The following is a 24,180-nucleotide window of genomic DNA, read 5'->3' on the forward strand; positions in this document are numbered from 1 at the left end:
GCAGGTCGCTGCGCGGGTTCGGCTGCGACCGGACCACCCCACGGGTGCGTGCGATGCGGGAGGATCAGGACATGGGTTCCCACGACGAGACGGAGCGGAAGTACGACGTCGACGCTGCCACGGTGTTCCCCAACCTCGCCGAGACGGAGGGGGTCGCCTCGGTGGGCCAGCCCGGCGCGTTCCACCTCGAGGCCGTGTACTTCGACACCGCTGACCTCGACCTCGCCCGGAGCGGCGTGACCCTCCGCCGCCGCACCGGGGGCAAGGACGCAGGCTGGCACCTCAAGCTCCCGGCGGGCAAGGACACCCGCACCGAGATCGGCGAGCCGCTGGGCGACGACGGCAGGGTGCCCGAGAGCTTTCGGGCGCGGGTCCATGCGCTCTCGCGCGGGAGGGAGCTGCGGCCGGTCGCCACGGTGACGACCCACCGTCGTGAGTACCCCCTCACCGACGCCGCGGGCTCCGTCCTCGCGCTCGTCTCGGACGACACCGTGCAGGGCCAGCACCTCGACGGCAGCGAGCCGGAGCTCGCGTGGCGCGAGTGGGAGGTCGAGCTGGCCGACGGCTCACTGGACCTGCTGGACGTCCTCGAGGAACGGCTCCTGGCTGCCGGGGCGTCCCCGGCGGCCGTCGGCTCCAAGCTCGCCCGGGTGGTCGGCGTGCTGCCCGCCGCGGGGGCGACCGCGGGCGCGATGGGCGCCCCTCCGACGAGTGGAAAGGGCAAGGGCAAGACCACGGTCCGGGAACTGCTGTCGTCGCAGCTCTCGAAGCACCTGGCCCGCCTGCTGGAGCAGGACGCCGGCGTCCGGGCCGACCGGACCGAGGCCGTGCACCGCGTGCGCATCGCCGCGCGGCGGCTCAGGTCGGCGCTCACCACCTTCCGGCCCCTGCTCGACGGCTCGGTCACCGACCCGGTGCGGGATGAGCTGCGCTGGCTGGGAGAGGAGTTCGCGCTCGCCAGGGACGCCCAGGTGCTGCGCGAGCACCTCGGCGGGGTCCTCGCCGGCGAGCCGGCCGAGCTCGTGATCGGCCCCGTGAGTGCCCGCCTCGACGAGGAGCTGGGCAACGCCTACGGATCGGGCAAGGAGGCAGCCAGGCGAGCGCTGGACAGCGACCGCTACGTGCGGCTCCTCGACACCATCGAGGGCCTCATCTCCTCACCTCCTCTGGAAGCCGATGGCGAACGCCCGGCCAAGAAGGTCCTGCCTGGCCTGCTGGCACGAGACGTCAAGCGCCTGCGGCGTGCCGTCCGGGAGATCGAGGCGGCTGCAGACCCGGGGAGCCGCGACCTGGCCTTCCACGAGGCTCGCAAGAAGGCCAAGCGCCTCCGGTATGCCGCGGAGTCGGCCACGCCGGTCCTGGGCAAGCGCGCCACGTCGCTCGCCGCGGACACCAAGAAGATCCAGGAGACCCTCGGGATCCACCAGGACACCGTCGTCGACCGTCGACGACTGCGCGAGTACGCCGTGCAGGCCTACCTCGACGGGGAGAATGTCTTCACCTTCGGCCGCCTGCACGGCCTCGAGCAGGCGCGTGCCGAACGCGCCGAGCGCGACTTCGAGGCGCTGTGGGCGGCCTTCCGCAAGAAGCAGATCCGCCGCTGGGCGCCCTAAGGCAGTCGCGGAGGGGCAGGGCGACGCTCGTCCACGGGGCGTCAGCGGTAGAGCGCGAGGATCAGGCAGAGCGACGCGGTCGCCGCGAGAACGGTCGAGGCGACTGCCAGGGCGAGGGCGCGGCGGGGGGCCGGCCACAGCTCCGCGAGCCGGAAGCCGAGACCCAGCCCGAACATCCCGGCAGCCAGCAGCACGTTCGTGCCGCTGTCGGACACGGACAGCGCCGCGCCGGGGAGGATCCCCGTCGAGCGCACGGCCACGGCGACGAGGAACCCGACGAGGAACCAGGGGACGACGGGCACCGACTTCGCACTGTCTGCGCCGGCCCTGTCAACGCCTGCCGACGCCTCCTCAGCAGGGTCCCCGTTGCCATCCCCGCTGCCATCCCCGTCGGCATCCCCGTCGGCATCCCCGTCGACGGGGCCGGCGAGCCGCCGGCCGCGAGCCGCGAGCGCGTACGTCGGGGCCAGCAGCGCCACCCGGCCGAGCTTGACCGTGGTCGCGACCGCGACGGCGCCCGTCCCGACCAGGGATGCGGCCGCCACCACCTGGGCCACCTCGTGGATGCTGGCCCCGGCCCAGATCGCGGACTCCTCCTGCGAGAGCCCCCAGCTCCGGGCGAGCCAGGGCACCGCGATGATCATGCCGCTGCCGAAGAGGGTGACCATGGCGACCGCAAGGGCGACGTCGCGCTGGCGCACCCGCACCGCATCGGTGACGGCCGCGATGGCCGCTGCGCCACAGATGGAGAAGCCGGTGGCCACCAGGGTGACGAAGCCGTGGTCGAGCCCGAGCCGGCGGCCGATCAGGCGCGTCCCTGCGAAGGTGATGCACACGGTGGCCGCCACGACGGCGACCCCACGCACGCCGATCGCGCCGATGTCGCCGATCGGCAGCCGCAGGCCGACGAGCACGACGCCGAGGCGCAGCAGCAGCCGCGTGACCGAGGCGTGCCCCACGAGCAGGCGAGAACGCGACCATGCCGTGTTGGCGACGACGGCGCCGAGGACGAGCGCCAGCAGCAACGGCCCGAGCAGCGGCACGAACCGGCTCACGACGGTGGCGACGACGGCGGCCACCAGAGGGGGAGCGGTCCGGGCGAGGGCGGGGAGCGGAGGTTGGTCGGTCGGCACACCTGCACCCTGTCGTTCGGTCGCACGCACCAGAAGACCGGGAGGACGCACGAACCATTCGCGTGGGTTATGACTGTGGGGGAGACCCGCCCACCCGACGACGAAGGACGGCCATGCCCGGCGACATCGAGCTCGACACCCTGCGGCTGCTCACGGCGCTCGTCGAGGCCGGGAGTCTCACCGCGGCCGCCCGGATGCGGGGCATCAGCCAGCCGGCCGCCAGCGCCCGGATCCGCGAGTTCGAGGCCCGCTGGCAGCTCGCCGTCGTCCGCCGCTCGCCGCGCGGTGCGACGCTGACCACGGACGGTCACGCCGTCGTGGCCTGGGCGCGGGAGGTGCTGCAGTCGGTCGACTCCATGCGGTCGGCGCTCGAGGCAGTGAGCCAGAAACGGTCGGCCAACCTGCAGATCGCGGCCAGCCTGACCCTGGCCGAGCACCTCGTGCCCCGGTGGCTGGGCGAGCTGCACGCCCTCCGCCCGTCGACCCGTCCGGTCCTGCAGGTGGTCAACAGCGAGTCGGTGGCCGACGCCGTCCGGTCAGGAGCTGCCGAGATCGGCTTCGTCGAGTCGATGTCGCTGCCCGCCGGCCTGGCCAGTCGCACGGTCGGCCGTGACCACCTCGTCATCGTCGTGGCCCGGTCGCACCCGTGGGCCCGGCGCACAGCCCCGCTCGACGAGACGGAGCTGCTGGCCGCCCGGTGGGTGCTGCGCGAGCCGGGCAGCGGCACCCGCAGCACGTTCGAGGCGGCACTGGGCCATGAGCCGCAGGTCGCACTCGAGGCGACGTCGACCACCGCGCTGCTCGGAGCGGCCGTGGCCGGCGTCGGCCCCGCCGTCGTCTCGGCGCTCTCGACGAGGACCGAGCTCGAGTCACGCTCCCTCGTGTCGGTGCCGCACTCGCTCGACCTCCGCCGGCCGCTCACCGGGGTGTGGCGCGCCGACCAGCGGCTGTCCGAGCCGGCCCGGGACCTGCTCGCCATCGCCATGCAGTGAGGCTCGGTCGCCGCCCGGGTGCCGAGATGAGCCGTATGCCGTCGCGTTCCTCAGGCGGGTGCGACCGGCCGCCCGACGAGCATCGACTCCAGCAGTTCCGGCGAGAACTCCGCCGCCGTCTGTGCGTCGAGCTGGGCGCCCAGGCCGTCGAGCACCCGGGTGAAGAACGAGCGCGCCGCCGCCGCGTAGACGACGTCGGCGACGTCCCGGTCGGTGAGGCCGGCCGCGCGCAGCGCGTCGACGTCCGACGGCTCCACCGACGCTGCGTCGGTCGCCACCTTGGCGGCGAATGCGTACACCAGCCGGTCCTGCTCGCCCAGCTCCGTGCCGTCCGGCTCGCGGCCGATGGCCTGCAGGCTGGCTTCGTCGCCGCACGCGTCGCGCAGGAACTTCGAGTGCGCAGCGGTGCAGTAGGTCGAGCGGAGCGCTCGGGCGGCGGCGATGGTGGCCAGCTCGAAGCGCCGACGGTCCATGCCGCCGCGGATCGCGCCGTTGAGCGCGCCCCAGGCGCGGGCCACGTCCGGGCGCGCCGAGAACGCCGCGGCGTAGTTGGGCAGGAAGCCCCACGCCTCACGCTGCTGGCGGTAGTAGTCGGCGAGCTCGCCCTCCGCTGCGTCCTCGGGGACGGCGTCGATGAACATGCCTTCAGTGTGGACCGGGCCGCACGCCGACGCCATGCTCAGATGCCATGCTCGGGCGCCCGGCTCACCCGTGCTCGACCCGGACCGTCGATGGGGGGCGCCCCGATGGTCAGGCCGGCTGGCCGTACCACGACTCGAGACGGACGGCCTCACCGACGTGGCGCAGGGAGTCGAGCGTCTCGGGTGCCAGCGGCACGTCCGTGTCGGTCACGACGTAGCCGTGCTCACCGCGGGTGGCGAGCGACTGGCCCACGATGTTGGCTCCGGCCGCGGCGAGAGTGTTGTTGATGGCGGCCAGGACGCCCGGGACGTTGCGGTGCAGCAGGGCCACCCGGAAGCCGCCCACCGGCGGCGCCGGTGCGACGTCGGGGAGGTTGACCGACAGTGCCGTGGCCCCGTCGGCGATGTACGCGATCAGCTTGGTGGCGACGAACGTGCCGATCTCCTCCTGGGCCTCCTCGGTCGAGCCGCCGACGTGCGGCGTCAGGATGACGTTGTCCAGGCCTCGCAGCGGCGACTCGAAGAGGTCGCCCTGGGCCTTGGGCTCGATGGGGAAGACGTCGATCGCCGCCCCCGAGAGGTGCCCGCTGAGGATGTGCTCGCGCAGGGCCAGGTCGTCGACGACCATGCCGCGCGAGGCGTTGATGAACACCGACCCGCGCTTCATCTTCGCGAACTGCTCGGCACCGAACAGCCCAGCGTTGCCGGGCCGGCCGTCGACGTGGAGGGTGACCACGTCGGACACCTCGAGCAGCTCGTCGAGCGACCCCATGCGCTGGGCATTGCCGTGGGCGAGGCGGTCGGCGGTGTCGTAGAAGGCGACCCGCATGCCGATGGCCTCGGCGACGTTGGACAGCTGCGTGCCGATGTTGCCGTAGCCGACGATGCCGAGGGTGCGGCCGCGGGTCTCGTAGCTGCCCTTCGCCGACTTGTCCCAGATCCCGTCGTGCATGCGCTGGGTCTTCTCGGGGAGACGGCGGGCGAGGGCGAGGATCTCGCCGATGACGAGCTCGACGACGCTGCGGGTGTTGGAGAAGGGGGCGTTGAAGACCGCGATGCCCCGGTCGGTCGCGTGACCGAGGTCGACCTGGTTGGTGCCGATGCAGAAGCAGCCGACGGCGCGCAGGTCGGGGGCGGCGTCCAGGACCGTACGGGTCACCTTGGTGTTGGACCGGATCCCGAGCACGGAGACGCCGGCGAGGGCCTGCACCAGGTCGGCCTCGCCGAGCGACGTCGGCCGGACCTCGACCTCGAAACCGTGGCGGCGGAACGCCTCGACGGCGACGGGGTGGACGTTCTCCAGCAGGAGTACCTTCACGCTTCTCTCCTTGGGGCCGTCCCTGTGCGGGCGGTCCTGCTCGTTGGTGTGTCGTCGGTTTCTCGTGGAGCTGTGGGTCTCAGGGTGCCGCAGCCGGCGACGGCCGCGCGATGTCGTGCGGTGCTTGAGACGGCTGGGGTGGCGGGGCCGGTGAAGGCGTGGCCGGGCAAGGCCGTCGGGGTTCGGCGGACGAGGAGACCCGAGCGGGGTCGGCAAGGCTCCGGGCGAGCAGCCGCCCGGTGTGCTCGAGGTGGTCGCGCATCGCCCGCTCCGCGGCGTCGCCGTCGCGGCGCAGGATCGCGGTGACGATGGGCTCGTGCTCGTCGCGGATCTCCGCGAGCGTGCGCCCGGCCGTGGTGGTCGGCGGCCCGAGCAGCGCGGTGGTGACCCGGAGCCGCTCGATGATGGTGGCCGCCCGCCGGTTGCCGCCGGCGTGCATGAGCCGGTCGTGCACGGCGTGGTCGGCGACCCAGAAACGATCCTCGTCGCTCGTCGCGGCACGCATGGCCGCGAAGGCCTCGCGGATCTCGTCCCTCTCGGCGTCGCCGGCGTGCTCCGCGGCGCGCCGGGCGGCGACGGGCTCGAGGGCCAGGCGCAGGTCGAAGATCTCCTCGATGTCGCGCGCCTGCGGTTTCAGGACCCGGAAGCCCCGGTTGCGGTCGATCCGGACGAGGCCCGCCTCGGCGAGGCGCAGCAGGGCCTCGCGCACCGGGCTGCGTGAGATACCCAGCAGGTCGGCCAGCTGGTAGACGGAGTAGGTCTGGTCCGGGAGGAGCTCGCCCGCGGCGATGCCCGAGCGGACGGCGCCCACGACCGCCTCCGCGAGCGACGGGGCTCCGTCGGGGAGCGCGAGCTGGACCATGAGTAACATGTTACGCATGGTGCACACGGCTGACGTGGTGGGGGCGCTGGAGCGCGCCGGGCTCGAGGTGCGCGCCGACGCGGGCACTCGCAGCATGTACGCGTCCGACGCCTCGCTCTACCGCATCCCGCCGCTCGCCGTGGTCCGCCCGCGGCACGTCGACGAGGTGGCGGCGGCCCTGGCCGTCTCACGCGAGACCGGAGTCCCCGTCACCTCTCGCGGTGCCGGCACGTCCGTGGCCGGCAACGCCGTCGGGCGCGGCGTCGTCCTGGACTTCTCCCGGCACCTGAACCGCGTCCTGTCGGTCGACCCCGAGACGCGGACGGCGGTGGTGGAGCCGGGCACTGTGCACGCGGTGCTGCAGAGGGCAGCCGCGCCACACGGCATACGGTTCGGCCCCGACCCGTCGACGCACCCGCGCTGCACGATCGGCGGGATGATCGGCAACAACGCGTGCGGGTCGCGGTCGCTCGCCTACGGCCGCACCTCCGACAACGTGGCCGGGCTCGACCTGCTCACGGCCGCCGGCCAGACGCTCACCACCGGCTACGACGAGGGCGGTGCGCCGTTCGCCCGCGGCGCCGGCGACGTGGTCTCGGGCGTCCGTGCGGTCATGTCCCGGCACCTCGGGACCGTCCGCACCGAGTTCGACCGCTTCGGCCGGCAAGTGTCCGGCTACGCCGCGCACCACCTGCTGCCCGAGCGGTTCGACCTGACCCAGGCGCTCGTCGGCTCGGAGGGGACGCTCGGCGTGATCACCCGGGCCACCGTGAAGCTCGTCGTCGACGCCTCCGTGCGGGTCGTCGTCGTGCTGGGCTTCCCCGACATCGTCGCCGCCGGGCAGGCCGCGCCCGCGGTCGTGGCGCACGGCCCGACGTCGTGCGAGGGGCTCGACTCCCGGCTCATCGACGTGCTCCGCGCTCGCCGTGGACCCGACGCGATCCCGCCGCTGCCCCGTGGGAGAGCCTGGCTCTTCGTCGAGTTCGCCGGCGAGGAGCTGGACGAGGTCGCGTCCCGTGCCCTCGGCCTGGCGGGGGCGGGGATCGCCGACGACGCCGTCGTCGTCGAGGACCCCGTCGTGCAGGCAAGGCTGTGGCGTATCCGCGAGGACGGCGCCGGCCTCGCCGGGCGCGCACCCTCGGGCAAGCCGGCGTGGCCCGGCTGGGAGGACGCTGCCGTGCCGCCGGCGCGGCTGGGGGAGTACCTCGCCGCCTTCGACGAGCTTGTCGGCTCCTACGGCATGACGTCCGCGCCGTTCGGCCACTTCGGCGACGGGTGCATGCACGTGCGGCTCGACCTCCCGCTCGACCGGCCGGACGGCACCAGGATCCTGCGCGAGTTCCTCACCGAATCCGCCCGTCTCGTAGGGGGATTCGGCGGGTCGCTCTCGGGTGAGCACGGCGACGGGCGGGCCCGGTCCGAGCTGCTGCCGCACATGTACTCTGCCGATGCCATCGCCCTCTTCGGCGGGATCAAGCACGTCTTCGACCCGCGCAACCTGCTCAACCCCGGCGTGCTCGTCGACCCCGACCCGGTCGACGCGGACGTGCGGCCGGCCGGCCACTTCCCGGTCCGGAGACTGGCGATGGCCTACCCTCACGACGACGGCGACATCGCCCAGGCCGTGCACCGCTGCACCGGGGTGGGCAAGTGCCGGGCCGACAACTCGGCGGCCGGCGGGGTCATGTGTCCGTCCTACCTGGCCACCCGCGAGGAGAAGGACTCGACTCGGGGCCGCGCCCGGGTGCTGCAGGACGTCGTACGCGGCGAGCTGCCCTGGTCGCACCCCTCCGTCCACGAGTCCCTCGACCTGTGCCTCTCCTGCAAGGGGTGCGCGTCCGACTGCCCCACCGGCATCGACATGGCGACCTACAAGTCCGAGGTCCTGCACCAGACCTATCGGCGCCGCCTCCGCCCCCGCTCGCACTACTCGCTCGGCCGGCTGCCGATGTGGGCGCGACTCGCCGGTCGTGTGCCGGGGGTGGCCAACCGGGCGCTGACGCTGCCCGTGGTCGGCCCGGTGGCCCTCTGGCTGGCGGGCGTCGACCGGCGCCGCTCCATCCCGGCATTCCCCGACAGGCCCTTCAGGCGGACGTTCGCGCCGCGTCGTTCCGACCTGAGACCCGTTGTGCTCTTTGCCGACTCGTTCTCGGACTCCTTCTCGCCCGAGGTCGCCGAGGCGACGGTCCGGGTGCTGCGCGACGCGGGCTACGAGCCGCACCTGCCCAGCGGGTCGGTGTGCTGCGGGCTCACCTGGATCACCACGGGTCAGCTCGACTCCGCCAAGGCGATCCTGCGTCGGACCGTGTCGGCACTGGCGCCCGACGCGCGTGCCGGCCTGCCGATCGTGGGGATCGAGCCGTCGTGCACGGCGGTGCTGCGCTCGGACGTCCGCGAGCTGCTGCCCGGGGACGAGGACGCGGCCGTCGTGTCGTCCCGGGTGCGCACCCTCTCCGAGCTGCTCGCCGAGACCCCGGGCTGGGAGGCGCCCGACCTCGGTGGGACGCAGGTCGTCGCCCAGCCGCACTGCCACCACCACGCCGTCCTCGGCTGGAAGGCCGACGCCGACCTGCTCGCGGCCACCGGTGCCAGCGTCACCACCCTCGCCGGCTGCTGCGGGCTGGCCGGCAACTTCGGTGTCGAGACCGGTCACTACGAGGTGTCGCTCGCCGTCGCCGACCAGAACCTGCTCCCTGCCGTCGACGCGGCCCCGGACGCCGTCGTGCTGGCCGACGGGTTCTCCTGCCGCACGCAGGTCGCCGACCTGCGGGACCGACGGGCCGTGCACCTCGCGCAGCTGCTCGACGGCGCGAGGAGGCGCGGCGACGCCTGAGGGCCGGGGCGTACACCCCCGCACGGAGTGTCAGGGGCCCGGTCTAGGGTTTGCGCGTGCCTGATCGCGTCATCCCGGGGCCGGCCGAGAGCATGGCCCCGCCACCGGCCGCCACACCTTCCGCCGGGCACCGGCCCGCAACGTCGACCCGGCGTCCCGGCGTGCCGTGGCAGGCGAGGTTCGGTGCGCTCGCCCTCATCTGGGGCTCCAGCTTCCTGCTCATGAAGTACGCGCTGCACTGGTTCGCGCCGACCCAGATCGCCACCGGACGCATCCTCTTCGGCGCCGTCACCGTGACGCTGCTCCTGCACCTCGTCGGCGGTCGCCTGCCGCGCTCGCGCCGGGTGTGGGCGCACCTGCTCGTCGTCGGGCTGCTCCTGGCCTCCCTGCCCTTCACCCTGTTCCCGTTGGGAGAGGAGCGAGTGGCCTCCGCGCTGGCCGGGATCGGCAACGCCACCACGCCGATGGCGACGGTGCTGGCCACCGCGGCGATGCTGCCGGCCGAGCGGCTGCCGGGCCGCAAGATCGTCGCGGTCGGCGTCGGCTTCCTCGGCGTCCTCGTCATCGCACAGCCCTGGCAGGCCTCCGGTCGGCCGGACCTCCTCGGCTTCGGTTTCACCCTGGTCGCCGGCGCCTCCTACGGCATCGGCTGGACGTGGGTGCGCAAGCACCTCGCCAAGGAGGACCTCGGAGGGCTCCAGCTCCCGGCGGCCCTGCTGGTGGTCGCGTCCGCCCAGATGGTCGTCGTCCTCCTCGCCTGGTGGGCCTTGCACCGCAGCGCCTTCGCGGCGCCGTGGTCGTCGGTGACCGGCGCGACCGGTGGCTGGGCCCAGCCCGTGCTCTCCCTCCTGGCGCTCGGGGTCCTCGGCACCGGGGTCGCCTACCTGCTGCAGTTCGACGTGGTGCGCGCAGTGGGCCAGCAGGTCGGATCGCTCGTCACCTACGTCATCCCCATCGTGTCGGTCGCCCTCGGCTACCTCCTGCTGGGCGAGCGGCTCGGCGTCTGGCAGCTCGCCGGCGCAGCCCTCGTGCTCGGTGCCGCCGTCTTCGTCGCCGGACCCAACCGGCGCAGGCCGGTCTCCCGAGCCGGCTGAGCCCGTCAGTGCCACGGGCCGGTGAAGGCGTCGTTGGCCTCCCGCCACTGCTCCGCCATCGACGCGCCGCCGTGCCCGCCTCCTGCATCGACGACCAGCGGGGGTCCCGGTCCACCCACCCGGCCGGCATAACACGGGCGTGTCCTCCCAGAGCGCCCACTCCTGTGACGCCGCCTCGCGCACTGCGGGGTCCGTCGAACCGAGCAGCCGGGCGTAGGCCTCCGGCACCCAGGGGTCCCTCCATTCGAACTTCGTCAACGGACCGGTGGTGCGCCTGGATCAGGCCACGCTAGGCCCGGGCGATGGCGAACAGGCCGGCGACACCGACGGCATAGAGCACGAGGACGACGATCGAGTCGACTCCCATGCGCGCCCGCCGCCGCTGGGGCCGGAACAGCAGACCGGTGGCATAGACGAGGGTCAGCAGCATCGCCAGAGCGGTGAGGTAGATGTCGGTGCTCTGCGCGTGCGGCAGGACCGCCTTGCCCGAGAGCAGCGTCGCGAGCAGGAAGAGCACCGGCAGGAAGGCGTTGCCGCCGAAGATGTCACTCATCGCGAGCTGGTAGTCGCCCTGGCGCACCGACGTCAGGCCGGTGGACAGCTCGGGAAGCGATGTCGCCGCGGCGAGCACGGTCGCGCCGAACAGGACCCCGGACAGGCCGATGTGCCCGGCGATGGCGTCCCCGCTGCGCTCGAGGACCACCCCGGCCGCCAGGGTGACAAGGGCCGAGACGCCGAAGATCGTCGCCGACTTCGCGGTGCTCACGCCCTTGGTGGAGGCGTCCTTCTCCGCCTGCTGCTGCGAGTGGCCCTTCGGCGGTTCCTGGTTGTCGGGAGCCTCACCCGACTCGTGCCACGGCAGGTGCTTGCCGGCGCGCTGGAGCAGCAGCAGGCCCACGACCCACAGGACCGCGATGAGGACCGGCGCGGGGGCCAGCCGCCACCAGATCAGGCTGTCGGGCAGCTGGCTCCCGGCGACGACCACGGCGAGGACGGCCAGGACGAGCACAGCCTCCAGCACGAGGACCAGGGACGCCGCGCGGTAGGTCAGCGGTCGCCGGCCGCGGATGCCGAACGCGTCCAGGGCCACGAGCACCACCGTCTGGATCGCGATGCCGCCGAGGATGTTGCCGACCGCCACGCCGATGTTGCCCGACACGGCGGCGCTGGCGACGATCGCGATCTCGGGCAGGTTCGTGGCGATGGCCAGCAGGATCAGGCCGCCCAGGGCCGCTCCGAAGTGCAGGCGGGTGGACAGCACGTCGGTCTGCTTCGACAGCTGCACGCCTGCCACCCAGATGGCCGCGGCGGCAGCCGCGAAGACGAGGAGCAGCACGGGCAGCGGCAACGTCATCGAGGCACCTGGTTCTCGCCGGCCCGGAGCCGGGCGCCGCGAGCATCTACCTGGTCAGTACCCACCGCCGCCACACGCGTACGAGCATCGTCCCGAATGTGACGCAACAGACGCTACGGGAAGAGGCTGCGTCCCCGGCGCGCTGGTGGCACCCTCAGGACATGAAGAGCACCATGCAGACCTCGCCTCTGCTCATCTCGTCGCTCCTGCGCTTCGGCACGACGATGCACGGGGACAGCGAGGTCGTCACGTGGACACCTGACGGCGCCCGCCGGACCAGCTACCGCGAGCTCGGTCGGCAGGCGGCACAGCTCGCCCACGCCCTCCGCGGCCTCGGCGTCACCGGCGACCAGCGCGTCGGCACGTTCATGTGGAACAACGCCGAGCACCTGATGGCCTACCTCGCGGTGCCGTCGATGGGGGCCGTGCTGCACGCGCTCAACATCCGACTCTTCCCGGAGCAGCTCGTCTACGTCGCGCGGCACGGCGGCAGCCAGGTCGTCCTCGTCGACAACACCCTCGCCGAGGCGTTCGCCCGACTGCTGCCGCACCTCCCGGACGTCAGGCACGTCGTCCTCAACGGTCCGGTCGACAACGCCACGACGGCCTCCCTCGCGGAGCACGCGGAGGGCGTCCACGACCTCGCGACGCTCATCGCGGACGAGCCCACCAGCTTCGACTGGCCCGAGCACCTGTCCGAGGACGACGCGTCGTCGATGTGCTACACCTCCGGCACGACGGGCCACCCCAAGGGCGTCGTCTACTCGCACCGGAGCAACTACCTCCACGCCATGGGCGTCTCCGCCTCGCTGGGGATCACGCAGGCCGACCGGCTCCTCATCGTCGTGCCGCTCTTCCACGCCAACGCCTGGGGCTACCCCTACAGCGCGATGGTCACCGGGGCGACCCTCGTCATGCCCGACCGCTACCTGCAGGCCGAACCGCTCGCCGCCATGATCGCCGCCGAGGGGGTGACCGGGGGTGCCGGGGTGCCGACGATCTGGAACGACCTGCTCCACTACCTCGACGACCACGAGACCGACGTCTCGGCGTGCCGGATGCTCATGGTGGGCGGGTCGGCCGCACCACCGGCCCTGATCCGGGCCTTCGCCGACCGCCACGGGATCGACATCGTCCACGGCTGGGGGATGACCGAGACGTCCCCGGTCGCGTCGCTGGCACTCCCGCCGGCCCCCGTCGAACCCGGCTCCGAGGAGTTCTGGCGGTACAAGGCCTCGCAGGGGCGCATCCTCTGCGGTGTCGAGGCCCGGCTCGTCGGGCCGGACGGCGACGTGGTGCCCTCCGACGGCGAGGCCGTCGGCGAGGTCGAGGTCCGCGGGCCGTGGATCACCGGCTCCTACTACTCCAACGGCTCCGAGCCGCAGCCGGAGCTCGACGAGATGGCAGCGAAGTTCGACGACGGCTGGCTCCGGACCGGTGACGTCGGCCGCCTCTCGGCCGACGGCTACCTCGAGCTGACCGACCGGGCCAAGGACGTCATCAAGTCCGGCGGCGAGTGGATCAGCTCGGTCGACCTCGAGAACGCCATCATGGCCCACCCCGACGTGCTCGAGGCCTCCGTCGTCGGGGTGCCCGACGAGAAGTGGGGCGAGCGCCCGCTGGCCTCCGTAGTGCTGCGGCCCGACGCCGGCGTGACGGTGGAGGGACTCCGCGAGTTCCTCGAGGGCCGGGTCGCGCACTGGCAGGTGCCGGAGCGGTGGGCCCTCATCGACGAGGTCCCCAAGACGAGCGTCGGCAAGTTCGACAAGAAGGTGCTGCGCAGCCGGTATGCCGCCGGGGAGCTCGAGGTGCGGATGGCGGGCTGACGCCGCCGACGCCGTCACAGGCACGGCCGGCCGGTCGCCGGGTCGCAGCGTCGCCGCGTCGCCGGCTCGGCCGGGCCGGCCTCGCTGCCGCGCGCCCAGGAGCGGACGCCCCATGACGCGCCCGGGCGTCGGCGGGTACGGTCGAGGTTCGCGACCGAAAGGCGTCCCGCTGGCCGAGGCGCCGCCATGAGCGGTAAGGGGTTGACGTGTCCAGGGAACGACCACGGCCGGTCACCGCCGCCCAGCACCGCCTCGAGCCCGACTTCCGCGACCTGGGCGGCCTCCTTGGCGGCCCCGAGTCACCAGTGAGCCCCGCGCGCCTGGTGGAGGTCGCCAGCCGGATGGTGCCGCATGCGCAGCATGCGGCAGTGACGCTGCTGCGCGAGCACTCGAGGCCGACGACGGTGGCCGCGACCGACGAGCTGCCGGGTGCAGTCGACCGGCTGCAGTACGAGACGCGTGAAGGGCCCTGCCTCGAGGCCAGCGAAGGCCACCGTGTCGTGGTGAGCGGCGACCTGTCGGCCGAGCCTCGGTGGCCGGCGTTCTCGGGGCGCTGCGCGAGCGAGCTGGGCGTGCACAGCATCCTGAGCGTGATGCTCTCGCTGTCCGGAGGCGATCGGGCCGCCCTCAACCTCTACGCCTCCGAGGTGCACGCCTACGGCGACGACGACGTGGCGGTCGGCGCCATGCTCGCGCCCTTCGTGGCCCTCTCCGTCGAGCAGAGCCTGCACCGCAAGGACGTCGACAATCTCGAGCAGGCCCTGGCCACGAGCCGCCAGATCGGCACAGCGGTCGGCATCCTCATGTCGCAGTACCGCCTCTCCGACGACCAGGCGTTCGCCCTGCTGCGCAAGGTGAGCCAGAACATGAACCGCAAGCTGCGCGACGTGGCCGAGGAAGTCACGTACTCGGGCGAGCTGCCCCTGCGGGTCGACGCCGACGAGCATCGGTGACACCCCACGCCGTGTCGTCCCGGGAAGAGACGCAGCACGCACACGGGCGCGGCGGTCATCGGCCGTGGCCGGGCGTAGGGTGTGGAAATGGAGGCAACTCCCCACGCGGCGGCCGACGCCGCCGGCGAGCGCGCTCAGCAGCTCGCGCGCCGGCGCGATGAGCTGCTGTCAGGTGCGGGTTCCACCGACGCCGACGTGCGCGCCGCATCGCGCTCGGCGGAGCTGTCGGTGTGGCGGGCTCGCGCCGCGCACGCCCGATCCGGACTGGCCCACGACAGGGCAGCCATGGCGCACGACCGTGCTGCCGCAGTCCTGGAGCGACAGGCGCTGCACATGGAGGAGCCGCGCAAGAGCATCCTGCTCAACGACGCGGCCGCCCACCGACGGGCGGCTCGCGCGGATCGGCTCGCCGCCGAGCAGGACCGGGGGCACGTGACGGACGAGAGGCAGCCGGACGCCTCCTGAGGGGCACGATCGCCACTTGGTCACTCGCGCTCAGTCGCCGCTTCACCCTCCATGACCAGGAGAACGCCGGTGGGCTCCTCCCGGGACATCAGCGGCGCCACCGTGACGCCGAGACGCACTGGCCGACCGCGTCGGTTGATCGCATCCACCGTGATGTGTCGCGTCGCGGAGGGGTCACCCAGGACGGCGCGCAGCAGGGGCGCGATGGCATCCGTGGGCAGGCCGAAGTCGAGGCTGAGAAGGTGCGACCCGACGGCCTCGTCGGAGCGCACGCCCCACAGGTCCTGGGCGTTCCTGTTCCAGATCTGCACCGTGAAGTTGCGGTCGAGGACGACCACGGCCGACTTCATGCTGCCCAGGATCGACTCCATGAAGTCGTTGAGCTCGGTCAGCTGGCCACCGCGGTCGCGTAGCTCCTCGTTGGCGCCCTGGAGCTCGTCGTTCATCGACTGCAGCTCCTCGTTCATGGTCTCGAGCTCCTCGTTCGTCGACTGCAGCTCCTCGTTCGTCGTCTCGAGCTCCTCGACGGTGGACTGCAGCTCCTCGTTCGTGGTCTCGAGCTCCTCGTTGGTCGACTGGAGCTCCTCGGAGGCCGCCCGCAGCTGCTTCGTCGTCTGCTCGAGCTCGTGGTGCAGCTGCTGGTAGCGCGTCACGTCGCTGAAGGCCACCAGAGTGCCGGCGTAGCCCTCCCGGACGTCCACGAGCGGCACCAGCTCGATGTCGACGTAGAGCGCCGGGCTGTGATGCGCCCACCGGACGCCGCGAAGGCGACGGGGCTGACGGCTCTCGCGCGACTCCTGCAGTGCCGGGCGCAGCTCGATCGGCCGGAACGACAGGTCGAGGTCGAGGAACTGTCGCCCGATGTCGGTCTCGCCCAGCTTGGTCAGCTCCTTGGCCGACTCGTTGATCATGGCCAGGGTGCCGTGGGCGTCGAGGACCAGCTGGGCCAGCGGCGCAGCGGCGAAGGCGTCGGTGCGCAGGCTCCGCAGCGGGTCGGCCACCGCGAACCTCATCGAGGCCGCGGGAGGTCGGGGTGTGAGCTGGGGGTCGACCGCGGCCAGGGTGCCCCGCCGGAACAGCCGTCGCTTGATGTCGATCGGCGCGAAGGTGTCGATGTGGTTGAGCAGCATCTCGGCCTTGCCCAGCAGCAGCGTGCCGGAGGGCTTCAGCGCGAAGGCCAGCCGCGACAAGATCCGTGACTGGGTCTCGGCGTTGAAGTACATCAGGGTGTTGCGGCAGGTCAGCAGGTCGATGCGCGAGATCGGCGCGTCGGTGGTGAGGTCATTGCGCCCGAAGATCACGCTGCGGCGCAGGTCCTGCCGGAAGACCATGCCGTGGGGAGCGACCTCGAAGTACTTCGAGCGCAGCTCCTCCGGGACGCTCTTCATCTCACGCTCGGTGTACGTGGCGGCCCGCGCGTAGGTCAGCGCGTCCTCGTCGATGTCGGTGGCATAGATCTTCACGCGCTCGCGGAACTGCTCGAGTCCCATGGCCTCCGTGAGCATCATGGCCAGGCTGTAGGCCTCCTGGCCGCTGGCGCACCCGGCGCTCCAGACGCGGATCTCGTGCTGTGACCCGTCGATCAGGTCCGGGACGATGTGGTTGCTGAGGTACTCCCACGACTCACGGTCGCGGAAGAAGCTGGTGACGTTGATGAGGATCGTGTTGAAGAGGGGGACGAACTCATCGGGGTTGGCCTCGAGGTAGTCCTGGTAGGCGTCGAACGTGTCGAAGCCCACCGCACGCATCCGGTGGCGGACCCGGCGCAGGAGGCTGGGGCGCTTGTAGCCGGTGAAGTCGAACCCGCGGCCCTCCTTCAGGTGGAGCAACAGGCGCTCGAAGGCGGCCGAGTCGTCCTCGACGGAGGTTTGGTCCTCGGTGCTTTGCTGGGTGGCCTCAGTCATCGACCAGCTCCGCATTCGTCATGGGTCGCGACTCGAGGAGCCTGCGCACGCTGTTGGCGGCCTTCCTGGCCTCCGCTGCCTGGTCCTGGAACCTCGCCTGGGACAGGGCGCTGCCGCGCTCGGCGGCCCGGTTTGCCAGCTGGGCGGCGAGGGCTGCCTTCTCCTCCAGGCTGCGCAGCGCCATCCACAGGGCGGTGTCGAGCTGCACCGACTGCTCCCCGAGCAGCGCCTTCGTGGTCCAGGCGTGGCCCACGCGGCACCGGTACCGCGGGACGCCTCCCTCGTGGATCTCGAACAGCGTTCCCCCGCAGTCGGGACAGGAGAAACCGGCAGCGGCGGCTCCGTCAACGGAGTTCATGGCGCCCTCCTCCAGCAGCGCGTACTCGGTTTCGGCCTGGATGAGGGCCGACGGCGCAGGCGCCCCCGGCGGGTCGAACTCCTCCCGACACAGCCGGCCCAACAGATCGCCGATCTGCGACGCCGGGACGACATGGTCGGCCTCGACCGTCGCCATGACGTTCTGCGGCATCTCGGGGTAGAGGCAGTCCTCGGGATCCTGGACGACGACGAGACCGCCGCGGCTGCGGATCGCCCACATCCCGGCGGCTCCGTCGTCGAGCACGCCGGAGAGCTCCACCCCGATGACGCGGTGGGACAGCGCCCGCGCAGCCGACCTGAACAGGACGTCGATGGCGGGGCGGTGCCCGTTCTCGCGCGGTCCCCGAGTGGCCCGGACGCAGGAGTCGAGCACCACCAGGTGGTGGTCGGGAGGCGCGACGAGGATCTCGCCCTCGACGAGGTCGGCGGAGTCGAGGACGTGTCGTGCCGGAAGGTGCCCGGCGCGCTCGAGGATGCGAGGCAGCACGCTGCGGCCGTAGGACGGGACGTGCAGCACGACGATGACCGTGGCGGGCAGGTCGGGAGGCAGGGAGGCGACCAGTGCTCGCAACGCTTCGACCCCGCCGGCCGAGGCGCCGACGACGATGACGTCGCGTCGACTGCAGGACCGATCGGGGACCGTCATCACGCCCTCTCTGTCGAGGCTGATCCCGCCCGCAGGACCAGCCTTGCTGCTTCTGTCCAGCCTATGCCAGTGCCGGCAGGACTGCCGCACAGAGGCTACGGGCCGCGGCAGACGGCATAATGAAGGAATGGACCGGGGCGACCTGCGAACCAGAGCCTTCGAGGAGTCGGCGACAGCGGCCGAGTCCCGGGCGGCAGAGTGCCGTCGGCGGGTGTCCGACCTGCAGGCGGCCGGCGCGGTGATGGGCGGGCCGGCCCTGGCCCTCGCCCGGGACCGCCTGGCTCGTGCGCGGGCCAGGGCAGCAGCCGCCGAGCGTCGGCTCGCCGAGGCCGTGCGCAACCACGAGGCCTTGACCATGCTGCGTCAGGCGGGGTCGAGCGTCGAGCCGGTCCGACCCGCGCTGCCCGGGCTGCTCGGCGATGCGGCGCCGACGACGCAGGCGGGCGCCCAGGCCCTCGCCTGGCTGCGCAGCGGCGCGATCGACCCCGCCGACCTGTGGTGGGACTTCGTGTCGCTCGGTGGGAGAGCCGACTTCGTCGAGTTCGACGCCTACCTCAACGGAGCGTGGACCATGTCCGAACGCGATCGCACCGTCCTGGAACACGTCTGCTGGGAGTACGACAGCTTCGGCGGACCCGGACAGCCCTGAGCGGTCATGCACGACCAGTCGATGCGCAGGGGCGGTCAGCTGACGAAGGGCTCGCCGCCCGGGAGTGGCGTCTGGCCGGCGGGGCTCGAGGGCGTCGCCGCGACGCTGGAGGGACTCCTCAGTGCGTCCGCAGGCCTCAGCGGGCAGCTGGAGCATCTCAGCCTCATCCACCTCCACCTCGACGATGCCGAGCCGCTCGTGGCCACGAGCAGCCTCGCCCTTGCGATGGCCCGCGAGCAGCTTCGTAGGCGCAGCGGGCCGGCGTACGAGGCCGTGGAGACCGGTATGCCGGTGATCGTCTCCTCCTCCGAGAGACCGGGCCGGTTCCCGTCGGCGGCGCCCTCGGCGGCCGAGCAGGAGCAGGCGTCGGAGGTGGCCGTGCCGGTGCGATCTCGCGGGCGACCGGCGGGCGCGCTCAGCGTCTACTGGACGGAGCTTGTCGACGTCGACCTCCCGGCGCTGACCATGGCCCAGGCGCTGGCGGCACAGGCCGGCGACCTGATAGACCACCGGCGCCAGGTGATGAACCTGCACGCTGCGATGCGCAGCAGGGAACTGATCGGCCAGGCCTGCGGCGTCCTGATGAGCCGCTACGGACTGGCCGAGGAGCAGGCCATGCACGCCCTGCGGCTCGTGTCGCAGGAACGCAACGTCAAGCTGCGTGAGGTGTCGGCGGAGGTGGCGGAGTCCGGCACCCTCGTCGAGCTGGACTGAGCCGGACTGAGCGCTGGACTGAGCGCCGGACTGAGCGCCGGACTGAGCGCCGGACTGAGCGCCGGACTGAGCGCCGGACTGAGCGCCGGACTCGTTCCTCGGGTCGGGCGCCGCCGGGCTCAGGCGTGCGGAACCCTGGCGCCCACGCCCAGGACGTCGTCAATCTCCTCGCCATTCAGGTGAGTCGGGTAGGCGGAGACGGTGACGATCACCTCCGACAGGAGCGTGATCTCCTCGAGAAGTGTCGAGTCCACCAGGTCGGCGCCGTCACCAGACGGGCTGTGAGGCGGGCTGGGCGGGGGGCCGGCGGAATGCCTGGGAGAAGGTCGATGCGCACAGCTGCCATCGTCCGGCGGTGGCATGCAGACCTGTTGCACCACTCGCCACGGAGTGCTGCCCGCGGACTTTTCTTCCATGGCTCTGACCTATGCGTGTCACATGGCCGGTGTCGCCCGTGGGTTACAAGTCGCCGGCACTACCGAGGCTACGCCAGCGACCGGGTCGTGTGGGCCGGTCCGCGTTCGATACCCCGGGAAGTGCGGCGGGTCGGCACAGCTGCAGATCGCCCGCCGCCCCCCAGTCAGGCAGGCGGGTCCATGGGCACCGGGACGTCGATGCCGCCCTCGAGGGTGACGCGCGGCCGCACCCGGACGATGCTCGGGTAGGACACGAAGCCGCCGGCGAGCAGTGCCTCCCCCTGGGCGAAGTGGGTGGACCGCCGCAGCAGCTCGCGCGGCACGAAACCGAACATCTCGCTCAGCTCGTCGAGGTCGGCGCGGGAGTTCATCCGCATGACGGCGACGTTGTCGCACTGGGACACCACGCCGGGGTGCACCTTGCCCGGCCGTTGCGTCGAGACCAGCAGCCAGATGCCGAACTTCCTCCCCTCGGCAGCGATCTGGACCAGTCGCTCGAGGACGGCAGCCCCGAGTGGCGTCTCCGCCGTGGGCGGGCAGAGGTTGTGGGCCTCGTCGACGACGAGCAGCACCGGCCGCCGTTCGCCGCGGCGGCGCCACAGGTCCTCGAGCACTGCGAGGGCGACGGCGAGCTGCTGCTCGTGACGGTCGAACCCGCCGAGGTCGAGGACGGTCACGTCGGGTCTCTCGCCGATGACGTCCGTGGCGGAGACCGCGCCCTGCGCCCACGTGTCCTCCCACTGGATGACCCCGAGGTTCTCGAGGCGTTGGGCCGAGCGCCTCCGCCTGGGGGTCGCCAAGGGACCGCAGGTGCGGGACCACCTGGGAGATGTCCGACCCCGAGAACTCGTCGGCGAGCCTGATCAGCGCGTTGTACTCGGCCCGGTGGGCGATCGGGTCGAGCCGCAGCACCGCGGCCTTGCCCTGTGGCGTGAGCTCGGTGAAGCGCACCCGCAGCGGGCTCCTGGTGTCCGTCGGCCGCAGGATGCGGATGTCACGCGCCCCGAGCGGCAGGTCCTCCTCGACGGCTCCGGGCTGCAGGGTGTCGATGGAGACGAAGTCGCTGTTCGGGTCCAGGATGACGATCGGCAGCCGCGTCCCCGCGATGATGCGCTCGAGGGCGACGCCCAACGCATACGTCTTCCCCGAACCGCTCTGTCCGCACCAGAACGTGTGCCGGTTGAGCCGCGGGCCGCGAAGGCCGACGGCGACCTCGGGTCGGTTCCACAGGTCGCCGACGTGCAGGCGCGCGTCGGTGCCGGTCACGGCTGCGGCGACGTCGGCCGAGCTCGCGGGTTCGACCGTCCCGGCGGCCTCCCGGGTGGGGAGGGGTGCGGCAGCCGGTTGCACCACCCGGCCGGATGCGGTCACGGCACCCCCGGAGCTCGAGACCTCGTCGACGAAGACCAGGGTCGCGAGCCCCGCGGTGCGGACCTGCACGAAGTCGCCCACGTGCACCGCGAGCGTCTCGTCCCCGGTCACCACGAGGGACCGTCCGTCGCTCGAGTGGACGCGGGCTGTGACGCCCGTGCCCGAGGCTGACTCAGTCGCGATGCTCATCGAGTCCATCGTCCCGTGGTCGCCGGGGCAGGGATCCCCCTCTGCGGGTGAGAGTCGCTGGAACGACGACGACGGGTTGCTTGGTGACCGACTGGTTACTGCCGCGTAACCCACGGGCTGCACCGCTCGTTTCGCACGGTGTCGTCGCTGTGCCCTTCGAACGAATCGGGTCGCCATGTCTCGTCCTCGCCCCACCGTCCGCCCATCCACGACCCTCGCCGTCTCGGTGCTCGCCCTCGCCGGTGGGCTGACCGTCGCGGCCCCGCCCACGGTCTCGGCCCTCACCCTTCCCTCGCCCATCTCGACCTCCACCTCGAGCGTCCCCACGGTTCCGGCCCTGCCGGGCACCGACGGGAGCAACGGGCTCCTGGGCCAGGTGACCGCTCCCTTGACGGCGGGCCGGACCGGCACCGGTGCGGCCTCGACGCCGTCAGGCTCCGCCACGGCGCTCCCCGGGCTTCCGTCAGCGCCCGCCCCGTCTCTCGGCTCGGTGGGGACGGGAGTGAAGTCGGCCCTGTCCACCACCCAGTCCACGGCGCGGGCCCAGGCGGCCGGCTCGCCGCTCGCCCCCGTGGTTCCGGGTCCCAGGCCGGGAGGCGTGCTCGACCTGGCGGTCAACGCGTCACCGCTCGCGACGGCCTGCCTCCGGGCGACCGGTAGCGGCACCGCGGTGGCCGACACCACGGTCACCGTCGCCGGTCGTAACGTGAGCGCCCCGCTCGTGCAAGCACTTCCAGGTCTGCTCGCAGCCTGTCCGGGCGGCTCCGTCCCGTCGACGAACGGCGTCGACGCATCCGTGCCGGGGCTCGTCGGGGCGTGCGTCCGCGTGACCACGACGGCTCCGCTGCATGCGAGCCTGCTGGTGCTCGACAAGGAGCTCGTCGCCACCCTCACCCGTTCGGGTGTCCCGCTCGGCCAGGCCGTCGTGCCCTGCCCCGCCGGCGCCGCCCACGTCGTCAAGCCGGGCCAGTCGGGCCAGTCGGGCCAGTCGGGGCAGCACGGCGCCACCGGGACGGCTGGACGCACCACCGGGGCACACGCCTCGGCCGTCGGGGACGCGAACGGCCGCGCCTCGGGCAAGGCGGGCGCGTGCGCACCCGGCACCTCGGACGGCACGTCGCTCGACGCCCGCGCCACGGCTGCCGGGCTCGTGCCGCACGACGCCCCGCAGGCGCTCCCGTGGGTCCTGCTGGGCCTGGCCCTGGTCGGGCGTCGTCGCCTCGGCAGGATGGTGGCCGCGCTGCGCAGCGCCCGGGGCTGACGGCGATACGGGTTGGGGTCCGGAAACGTCAGGGGACGTTGACGACGGCCCCGCCCGACGTCTCCACCGTCGAGCTGACGGGCTTCCTGACCAGCGTGAGCACGACGCCCCCGGAGGCGGTCCCCGTGACGGAACCGCTCACGTCGACGGTCGCGACCACGCCGCCGCTGAGGTCGACCTTGGCGTCCGTCGTGCGGAGGTCACCGAGCGCGGGGATGGCCCCACCGCTGGCCTGCAGGTCCAGCGTGCCGGCCGACCCGGACAGCGTCGCGCGGGCGCCCCCGGACATCCGCACGGCGAGGGCGTCGGCCTTCCCGACCGTGCCGCTCGCGCTCGCTCCGCCGGACAGCTCGACGGCGGTCAACCGCGGCACGGTGACCTTGACGACGATGCCGTCGGTGCTCATGAAGCCGCTCGACGTGTCGAGGGTGAGCCGAGCGCCCGTGACGTCGGTCCTGGTGATGTCCACGATGTTCGGCTGGGCCGTGACCACGACCTGCTTCGGCCCGCTCGCGAGCTGCACCTGGATCCCGCCGCCGGCCTGCACCTCGGTGAAGTCGGCGACGGTGCGGGCCCGCGAGACGACGTCGCCCGCCCCGACCTCGACGTCACCTGGGGACCCGTAGCCGCAGGCCGGCAGCGCGGTCACCGCCAGGCCGAGCGCGAGGACGCGGACACGGACGATCGGGGATCTCGTCGATCTCATGATGGCCTCCGTGACCAGCATGGGTCGGTGGTCGCACTCGTCGGCAGGGCCCAACGTCCCGCCCGTTCACCCTTTCCGGGCGGTGGGCGTATGCGTCGGGCCAGGTCGAGCGCGAGGCTCACGTCGCGCTGCTCAGCGCTCCCATGCGGTCCGCGAGGAGCATGGCCACGCGGAGCTGCTCGCCGCTCGGGTGGACGACGCGGGTCGAGGTGACGACCCGGAAGTGGCCCACGAGCCGGTCCGCGGCGCGTACCGGTATGGCGGTGTACGACTCGGTCGGCAGGCCGAGACGCCGGACGTCGAGGACGGCCCCGGCCGCGCGTACCTCTCCGTCGGTGTCGACGACCGCGTCGTCGGCGGCAGGCGCGCCGGCCACCCACTCGGTGCGGTCGGCGCCGAGGACCTGGTTGACGGCCGCCGCGATGACCCGGCCGCGCTCGTGCTCGTCGGCCTCCGGCGGCAGGTCGAGCAGGTGCGCGAGGCCCTGCAGGTAGCCGTCACGCCGTAGGGCGGCCGCCTGCTGCCGGCGGCCCCAGACCGCGATCTCCGTGACGGCGAGTCCGACGAGCACGAGGGTGACGGCGAGCTGGACGTCGTCCCGGTAGGTGATGGCGAGCGAGTAGTAGGGGACCGTCAGGAAGAAGTCGAAGCTCGCCGTGGCCGACAGTGCGGCACCGACGCCTGCGACCCGGTCGCCGGTGGCCGCGGCTGCGACGACGGCCAGGACGAGCACCATCGCGGCCGCCGCACCGCTCATGCTGTCGCGCACGAGCACCAGCGCGGCCCCGACGACCACCGGCAGCAGCACCGCGAGCCAGCGCACGGCGACCCGGTGCTCGACCATCCAGCTGTGCGTCATGAC

At 72.6% G+C, this 24,180-nt stretch carries 21 protein-coding genes and 1 pseudogene; 10 read left to right on the forward strand and 12 right to left on the reverse strand.

What is annotated here, in order from left to right; genetic code table 11:
- Positions 1–71: 71 nt before the first annotated feature.
- Entirely contained in the window at positions 72–1,613 is a 1,542-nt protein-coding gene (locus tag ABD194_RS11615) for a CYTH and CHAD domain-containing protein (protein WP_343991449.1), read from the forward strand.
- Positions 1,614–1,654: 41 nt separating this feature from the next.
- Here ABD194_RS11615 and ABD194_RS11620 read toward each other — a convergent pair whose 3' ends face one another.
- Positions 1,655–2,746 (reverse strand): YeiH family protein, encoded by a 1,092-nt coding sequence (locus tag ABD194_RS11620; protein ID WP_343991451.1) that lies wholly within the window; start codon positions 2,744–2,746, stop codon positions 1,655–1,657.
- Between the two features lie 113 nt (positions 2,747–2,859).
- Here ABD194_RS11620 and ABD194_RS11625 point away from each other — a divergent pair, with 113 nt between their 5' ends.
- Positions 2,860–3,738, forward strand: a complete 879-nt coding sequence (locus ABD194_RS11625) for a LysR family transcriptional regulator (RefSeq protein ID WP_343991453.1) — start codon at positions 2,860–2,862, stop codon at positions 3,736–3,738.
- Positions 3,739–3,788: 50 nt separating this feature from the next.
- Here the strand turns inward: ABD194_RS11625 and ABD194_RS11630 are convergent, their stop codons facing one another.
- The 3 genes from ABD194_RS11630 to ABD194_RS11640 form a co-directional block, all read right to left on the reverse strand.
- Positions 3,789–4,379, reverse strand: a complete 591-nt coding sequence (locus ABD194_RS11630; RefSeq protein ID WP_343991456.1) for a peroxidase-related enzyme — start codon at positions 4,377–4,379, stop codon at positions 3,789–3,791.
- A gap of 109 nt (positions 4,380–4,488) precedes the next feature.
- Positions 4,489–5,697, reverse strand: coding sequence for a phosphoglycerate dehydrogenase (gene serA / locus ABD194_RS11635; RefSeq protein ID WP_343991458.1), 1,209 nt, complete (start codon positions 5,695–5,697; stop codon positions 4,489–4,491).
- A 79-nt stretch (positions 5,698–5,776) separates the two neighbouring features.
- Positions 5,777–6,568 (reverse strand): GntR family transcriptional regulator, encoded by a 792-nt coding sequence (locus ABD194_RS11640; RefSeq protein WP_343991460.1) that lies wholly within the window; start codon positions 6,566–6,568, stop codon positions 5,777–5,779.
- A gap of 7 nt (positions 6,569–6,575) precedes the next feature.
- Here ABD194_RS11640 and ABD194_RS11645 point away from each other — a divergent pair, with 7 nt between their 5' ends.
- Positions 6,576–9,392, forward strand: coding sequence for an FAD-binding and (Fe-S)-binding domain-containing protein (locus tag ABD194_RS11645; protein WP_343991462.1), 2,817 nt, complete (start codon positions 6,576–6,578; stop codon positions 9,390–9,392).
- Between the two features lie 56 nt (positions 9,393–9,448).
- Positions 9,449–10,486, forward strand: a complete 1,038-nt coding sequence (locus ABD194_RS11650) for a DMT family transporter (protein WP_343991464.1) — start codon at positions 9,449–9,451, stop codon at positions 10,484–10,486.
- A gap of 289 nt (positions 10,487–10,775) precedes the next feature.
- Here the strand turns inward: ABD194_RS11650 and ABD194_RS11655 are convergent, their stop codons facing one another.
- The gene (locus tag ABD194_RS11655) at positions 10,776–11,840 is read right to left on the reverse strand and encodes a sodium:calcium antiporter (protein WP_343991466.1); all 1,065 of its coding nucleotides are present in this window, start codon (positions 11,838–11,840) and stop codon (positions 10,776–10,778) included.
- A gap of 161 nt (positions 11,841–12,001) precedes the next feature.
- Between ABD194_RS11655 and ABD194_RS11660 the strand changes: the two genes are divergently transcribed.
- The 3 genes from ABD194_RS11660 to ABD194_RS11670 all read left to right on the forward strand — a co-directional run bounded on the left by ABD194_RS11660 (position 12,002) and on the right by ABD194_RS11670 (position 15,084).
- The gene (locus tag ABD194_RS11660; protein ID WP_343991468.1) at positions 12,002–13,666 is read left to right on the forward strand and encodes a fatty acid--CoA ligase; all 1,665 of its coding nucleotides are present in this window, start codon (positions 12,002–12,004) and stop codon (positions 13,664–13,666) included.
- 206 nt (positions 13,667–13,872) lie between these two features.
- Positions 13,873–14,619: a GAF and ANTAR domain-containing protein gene (locus tag ABD194_RS11665; protein ID WP_343991470.1), complete on the forward strand. Its 747-nt coding sequence runs from the start codon at positions 13,873–13,875 to the stop codon at positions 14,617–14,619.
- A gap of 87 nt (positions 14,620–14,706) precedes the next feature.
- On the forward strand, positions 14,707–15,084 hold the full coding sequence (locus ABD194_RS11670; RefSeq protein ID WP_343991472.1) for a hypothetical protein: 378 nt from the start codon (positions 14,707–14,709) through the stop codon (positions 15,082–15,084).
- A gap of 20 nt (positions 15,085–15,104) precedes the next feature.
- Here the strand turns inward: ABD194_RS11670 and ABD194_RS11675 are convergent, their stop codons facing one another.
- Complete coding sequence (locus tag ABD194_RS11675) at positions 15,105–16,988, reverse strand: CheR family methyltransferase (protein WP_343991474.1); 1,884 nt, start codon at positions 16,986–16,988, stop codon at positions 15,105–15,107.
- Positions 16,981–18,012, reverse strand: coding sequence for a chemotaxis protein CheB (locus ABD194_RS11680; RefSeq protein WP_343991476.1), 1,032 nt, complete (start codon positions 18,010–18,012; stop codon positions 16,981–16,983). The genes ABD194_RS11675 and ABD194_RS11680 overlap by 8 nt, the downstream gene beginning before the upstream one ends.
- 127 nt (positions 18,013–18,139) lie before the next feature.
- On the opposite strand from ABD194_RS11680, the gene ABD194_RS11685 reads away from it, so the two are divergent.
- Together ABD194_RS11685 and ABD194_RS11690 are read left to right on the forward strand one after the other, a co-directional pair.
- Positions 18,140–18,661, forward strand: a complete 522-nt coding sequence (locus ABD194_RS11685; RefSeq protein WP_343991478.1) for a hypothetical protein — start codon at positions 18,140–18,142, stop codon at positions 18,659–18,661.
- A 21-nt stretch (positions 18,662–18,682) separates the two neighbouring features.
- Positions 18,683–19,375 carry an ANTAR domain-containing protein gene (locus ABD194_RS11690; RefSeq protein ID WP_343991480.1) on the forward strand — a complete coding sequence of 231 codons (693 nt, stop codon included), beginning with the start codon at positions 18,683–18,685 and terminating at the stop codon, positions 19,373–19,375.
- Positions 19,376–19,494: 119 nt separating this feature from the next.
- On the opposite strand, the gene ABD194_RS11695 is transcribed toward ABD194_RS11690, so the two are convergent.
- The 3 genes and pseudogenes from ABD194_RS11695 to ABD194_RS11705 form a co-directional block, all read right to left on the reverse strand.
- Positions 19,495–19,629: a hypothetical protein gene (locus tag ABD194_RS11695; RefSeq protein WP_343991482.1), complete on the reverse strand. Its 135-nt coding sequence runs from the start codon at positions 19,627–19,629 to the stop codon at positions 19,495–19,497.
- Between the two features lie 326 nt (positions 19,630–19,955).
- Positions 19,956–20,591, reverse strand: a complete 636-nt coding sequence (locus tag ABD194_RS11700; RefSeq protein WP_343991484.1) for an ATP-binding protein — start codon at positions 20,589–20,591, stop codon at positions 19,956–19,958.
- Between the two features lie 160 nt (positions 20,592–20,751).
- Positions 20,752–21,528 (reverse strand): annotated as a pseudogene (locus ABD194_RS11705) (helicase HerA domain-containing protein); the annotation flags it as partial.
- On the opposite strand from ABD194_RS11705, the gene ABD194_RS11710 reads away from it, so the two are divergent.
- Complete coding sequence (locus ABD194_RS11710) at positions 21,527–22,612, forward strand: hypothetical protein (protein WP_343991486.1); 1,086 nt, start codon at positions 21,527–21,529, stop codon at positions 22,610–22,612. The pseudogene ABD194_RS11705 and the gene ABD194_RS11710 sit on opposite strands and share 2 nt — an antisense overlap.
- A 28-nt stretch (positions 22,613–22,640) precedes the next feature.
- On the opposite strand, the gene ABD194_RS11715 is transcribed toward ABD194_RS11710, so the two are convergent.
- Together ABD194_RS11715 and ABD194_RS11720 are read right to left on the reverse strand one after the other, a co-directional pair.
- The gene (locus ABD194_RS11715; protein WP_343991488.1) at positions 22,641–23,318 is read right to left on the reverse strand and encodes a GIN domain-containing protein; all 678 of its coding nucleotides are present in this window, start codon (positions 23,316–23,318) and stop codon (positions 22,641–22,643) included.
- Positions 23,319–23,436: 118 nt separating this feature from the next.
- Entirely contained in the window at positions 23,437–24,177 is a 741-nt protein-coding gene (locus tag ABD194_RS11720; RefSeq protein ID WP_343991490.1) for a DUF4118 domain-containing protein, read from the reverse strand.
- Positions 24,178–24,180: the final 3 nt, after the last annotated feature.

This window comes from Terrabacter terrae (genome assembly GCF_039529575.1).
In the GTDB taxonomy this organism is placed as follows: Bacteria; Actinomycetota; Actinomycetes; order Actinomycetales; family Dermatophilaceae; genus Terrabacter; species Terrabacter terrae.

Bases quoted from the DNA above. Each gene is read 5' to 3' on its own strand.
- ABD194_RS11690 (WP_343991480.1), top strand. From the start codon at position 18,683: ATGCGCAGGGGCGGTCAGCTGACGAAGGGCTCGCCGCCCGGGAGTGGC.
- ABD194_RS11615 (WP_343991449.1), top strand. From the start codon at position 72: ATGGGTTCCCACGACGAGACGGAGCGGAAGTACGACGTCGACGCTGCC.
- ABD194_RS11640 (WP_343991460.1), bottom strand. From the start codon at position 6,568: ATGTTACTCATGGTCCAGCTCGCGCTCCCCGACGGAGCCCCGTCGCTC.
- ABD194_RS11625 (WP_343991453.1), top strand. From the start codon at position 2,860: ATGCCCGGCGACATCGAGCTCGACACCCTGCGGCTGCTCACGGCGCTC.
- ABD194_RS11660 (WP_343991468.1), top strand. From the start codon at position 12,002: ATGAAGAGCACCATGCAGACCTCGCCTCTGCTCATCTCGTCGCTCCTG.
- ABD194_RS11680 (WP_343991476.1), bottom strand. From the start codon at position 18,012: ATGACGGTCCCCGATCGGTCCTGCAGTCGACGCGACGTCATCGTCGTC.
- ABD194_RS11670 (WP_343991472.1), top strand. From the start codon at position 14,707: ATGGAGGCAACTCCCCACGCGGCGGCCGACGCCGCCGGCGAGCGCGCT.
- ABD194_RS11630 (WP_343991456.1), bottom strand. From the start codon at position 4,379: ATGTTCATCGACGCCGTCCCCGAGGACGCAGCGGAGGGCGAGCTCGCC.
- ABD194_RS11655 (WP_343991466.1), bottom strand. From the start codon at position 11,840: ATGACGTTGCCGCTGCCCGTGCTGCTCCTCGTCTTCGCGGCTGCCGCC.
- ABD194_RS11645 (WP_343991462.1), top strand. From the start codon at position 6,576: ATGGTGCACACGGCTGACGTGGTGGGGGCGCTGGAGCGCGCCGGGCTC.
- ABD194_RS11685 (WP_343991478.1), top strand. From the start codon at position 18,140: ATGGACCGGGGCGACCTGCGAACCAGAGCCTTCGAGGAGTCGGCGACA.
- ABD194_RS11675 (WP_343991474.1), bottom strand. From the start codon at position 16,988: ATGACTGAGGCCACCCAGCAAAGCACCGAGGACCAAACCTCCGTCGAG.
- ABD194_RS11710 (WP_343991486.1), top strand. From the start codon at position 21,527: ATGTCTCGTCCTCGCCCCACCGTCCGCCCATCCACGACCCTCGCCGTC.
- ABD194_RS11715 (WP_343991488.1), bottom strand. From the start codon at position 23,318: ATGAGATCGACGAGATCCCCGATCGTCCGTGTCCGCGTCCTCGCGCTC.
- ABD194_RS11720 (WP_343991490.1), bottom strand. From the start codon at position 24,177: ATGACGCACAGCTGGATGGTCGAGCACCGGGTCGCCGTGCGCTGGCTC.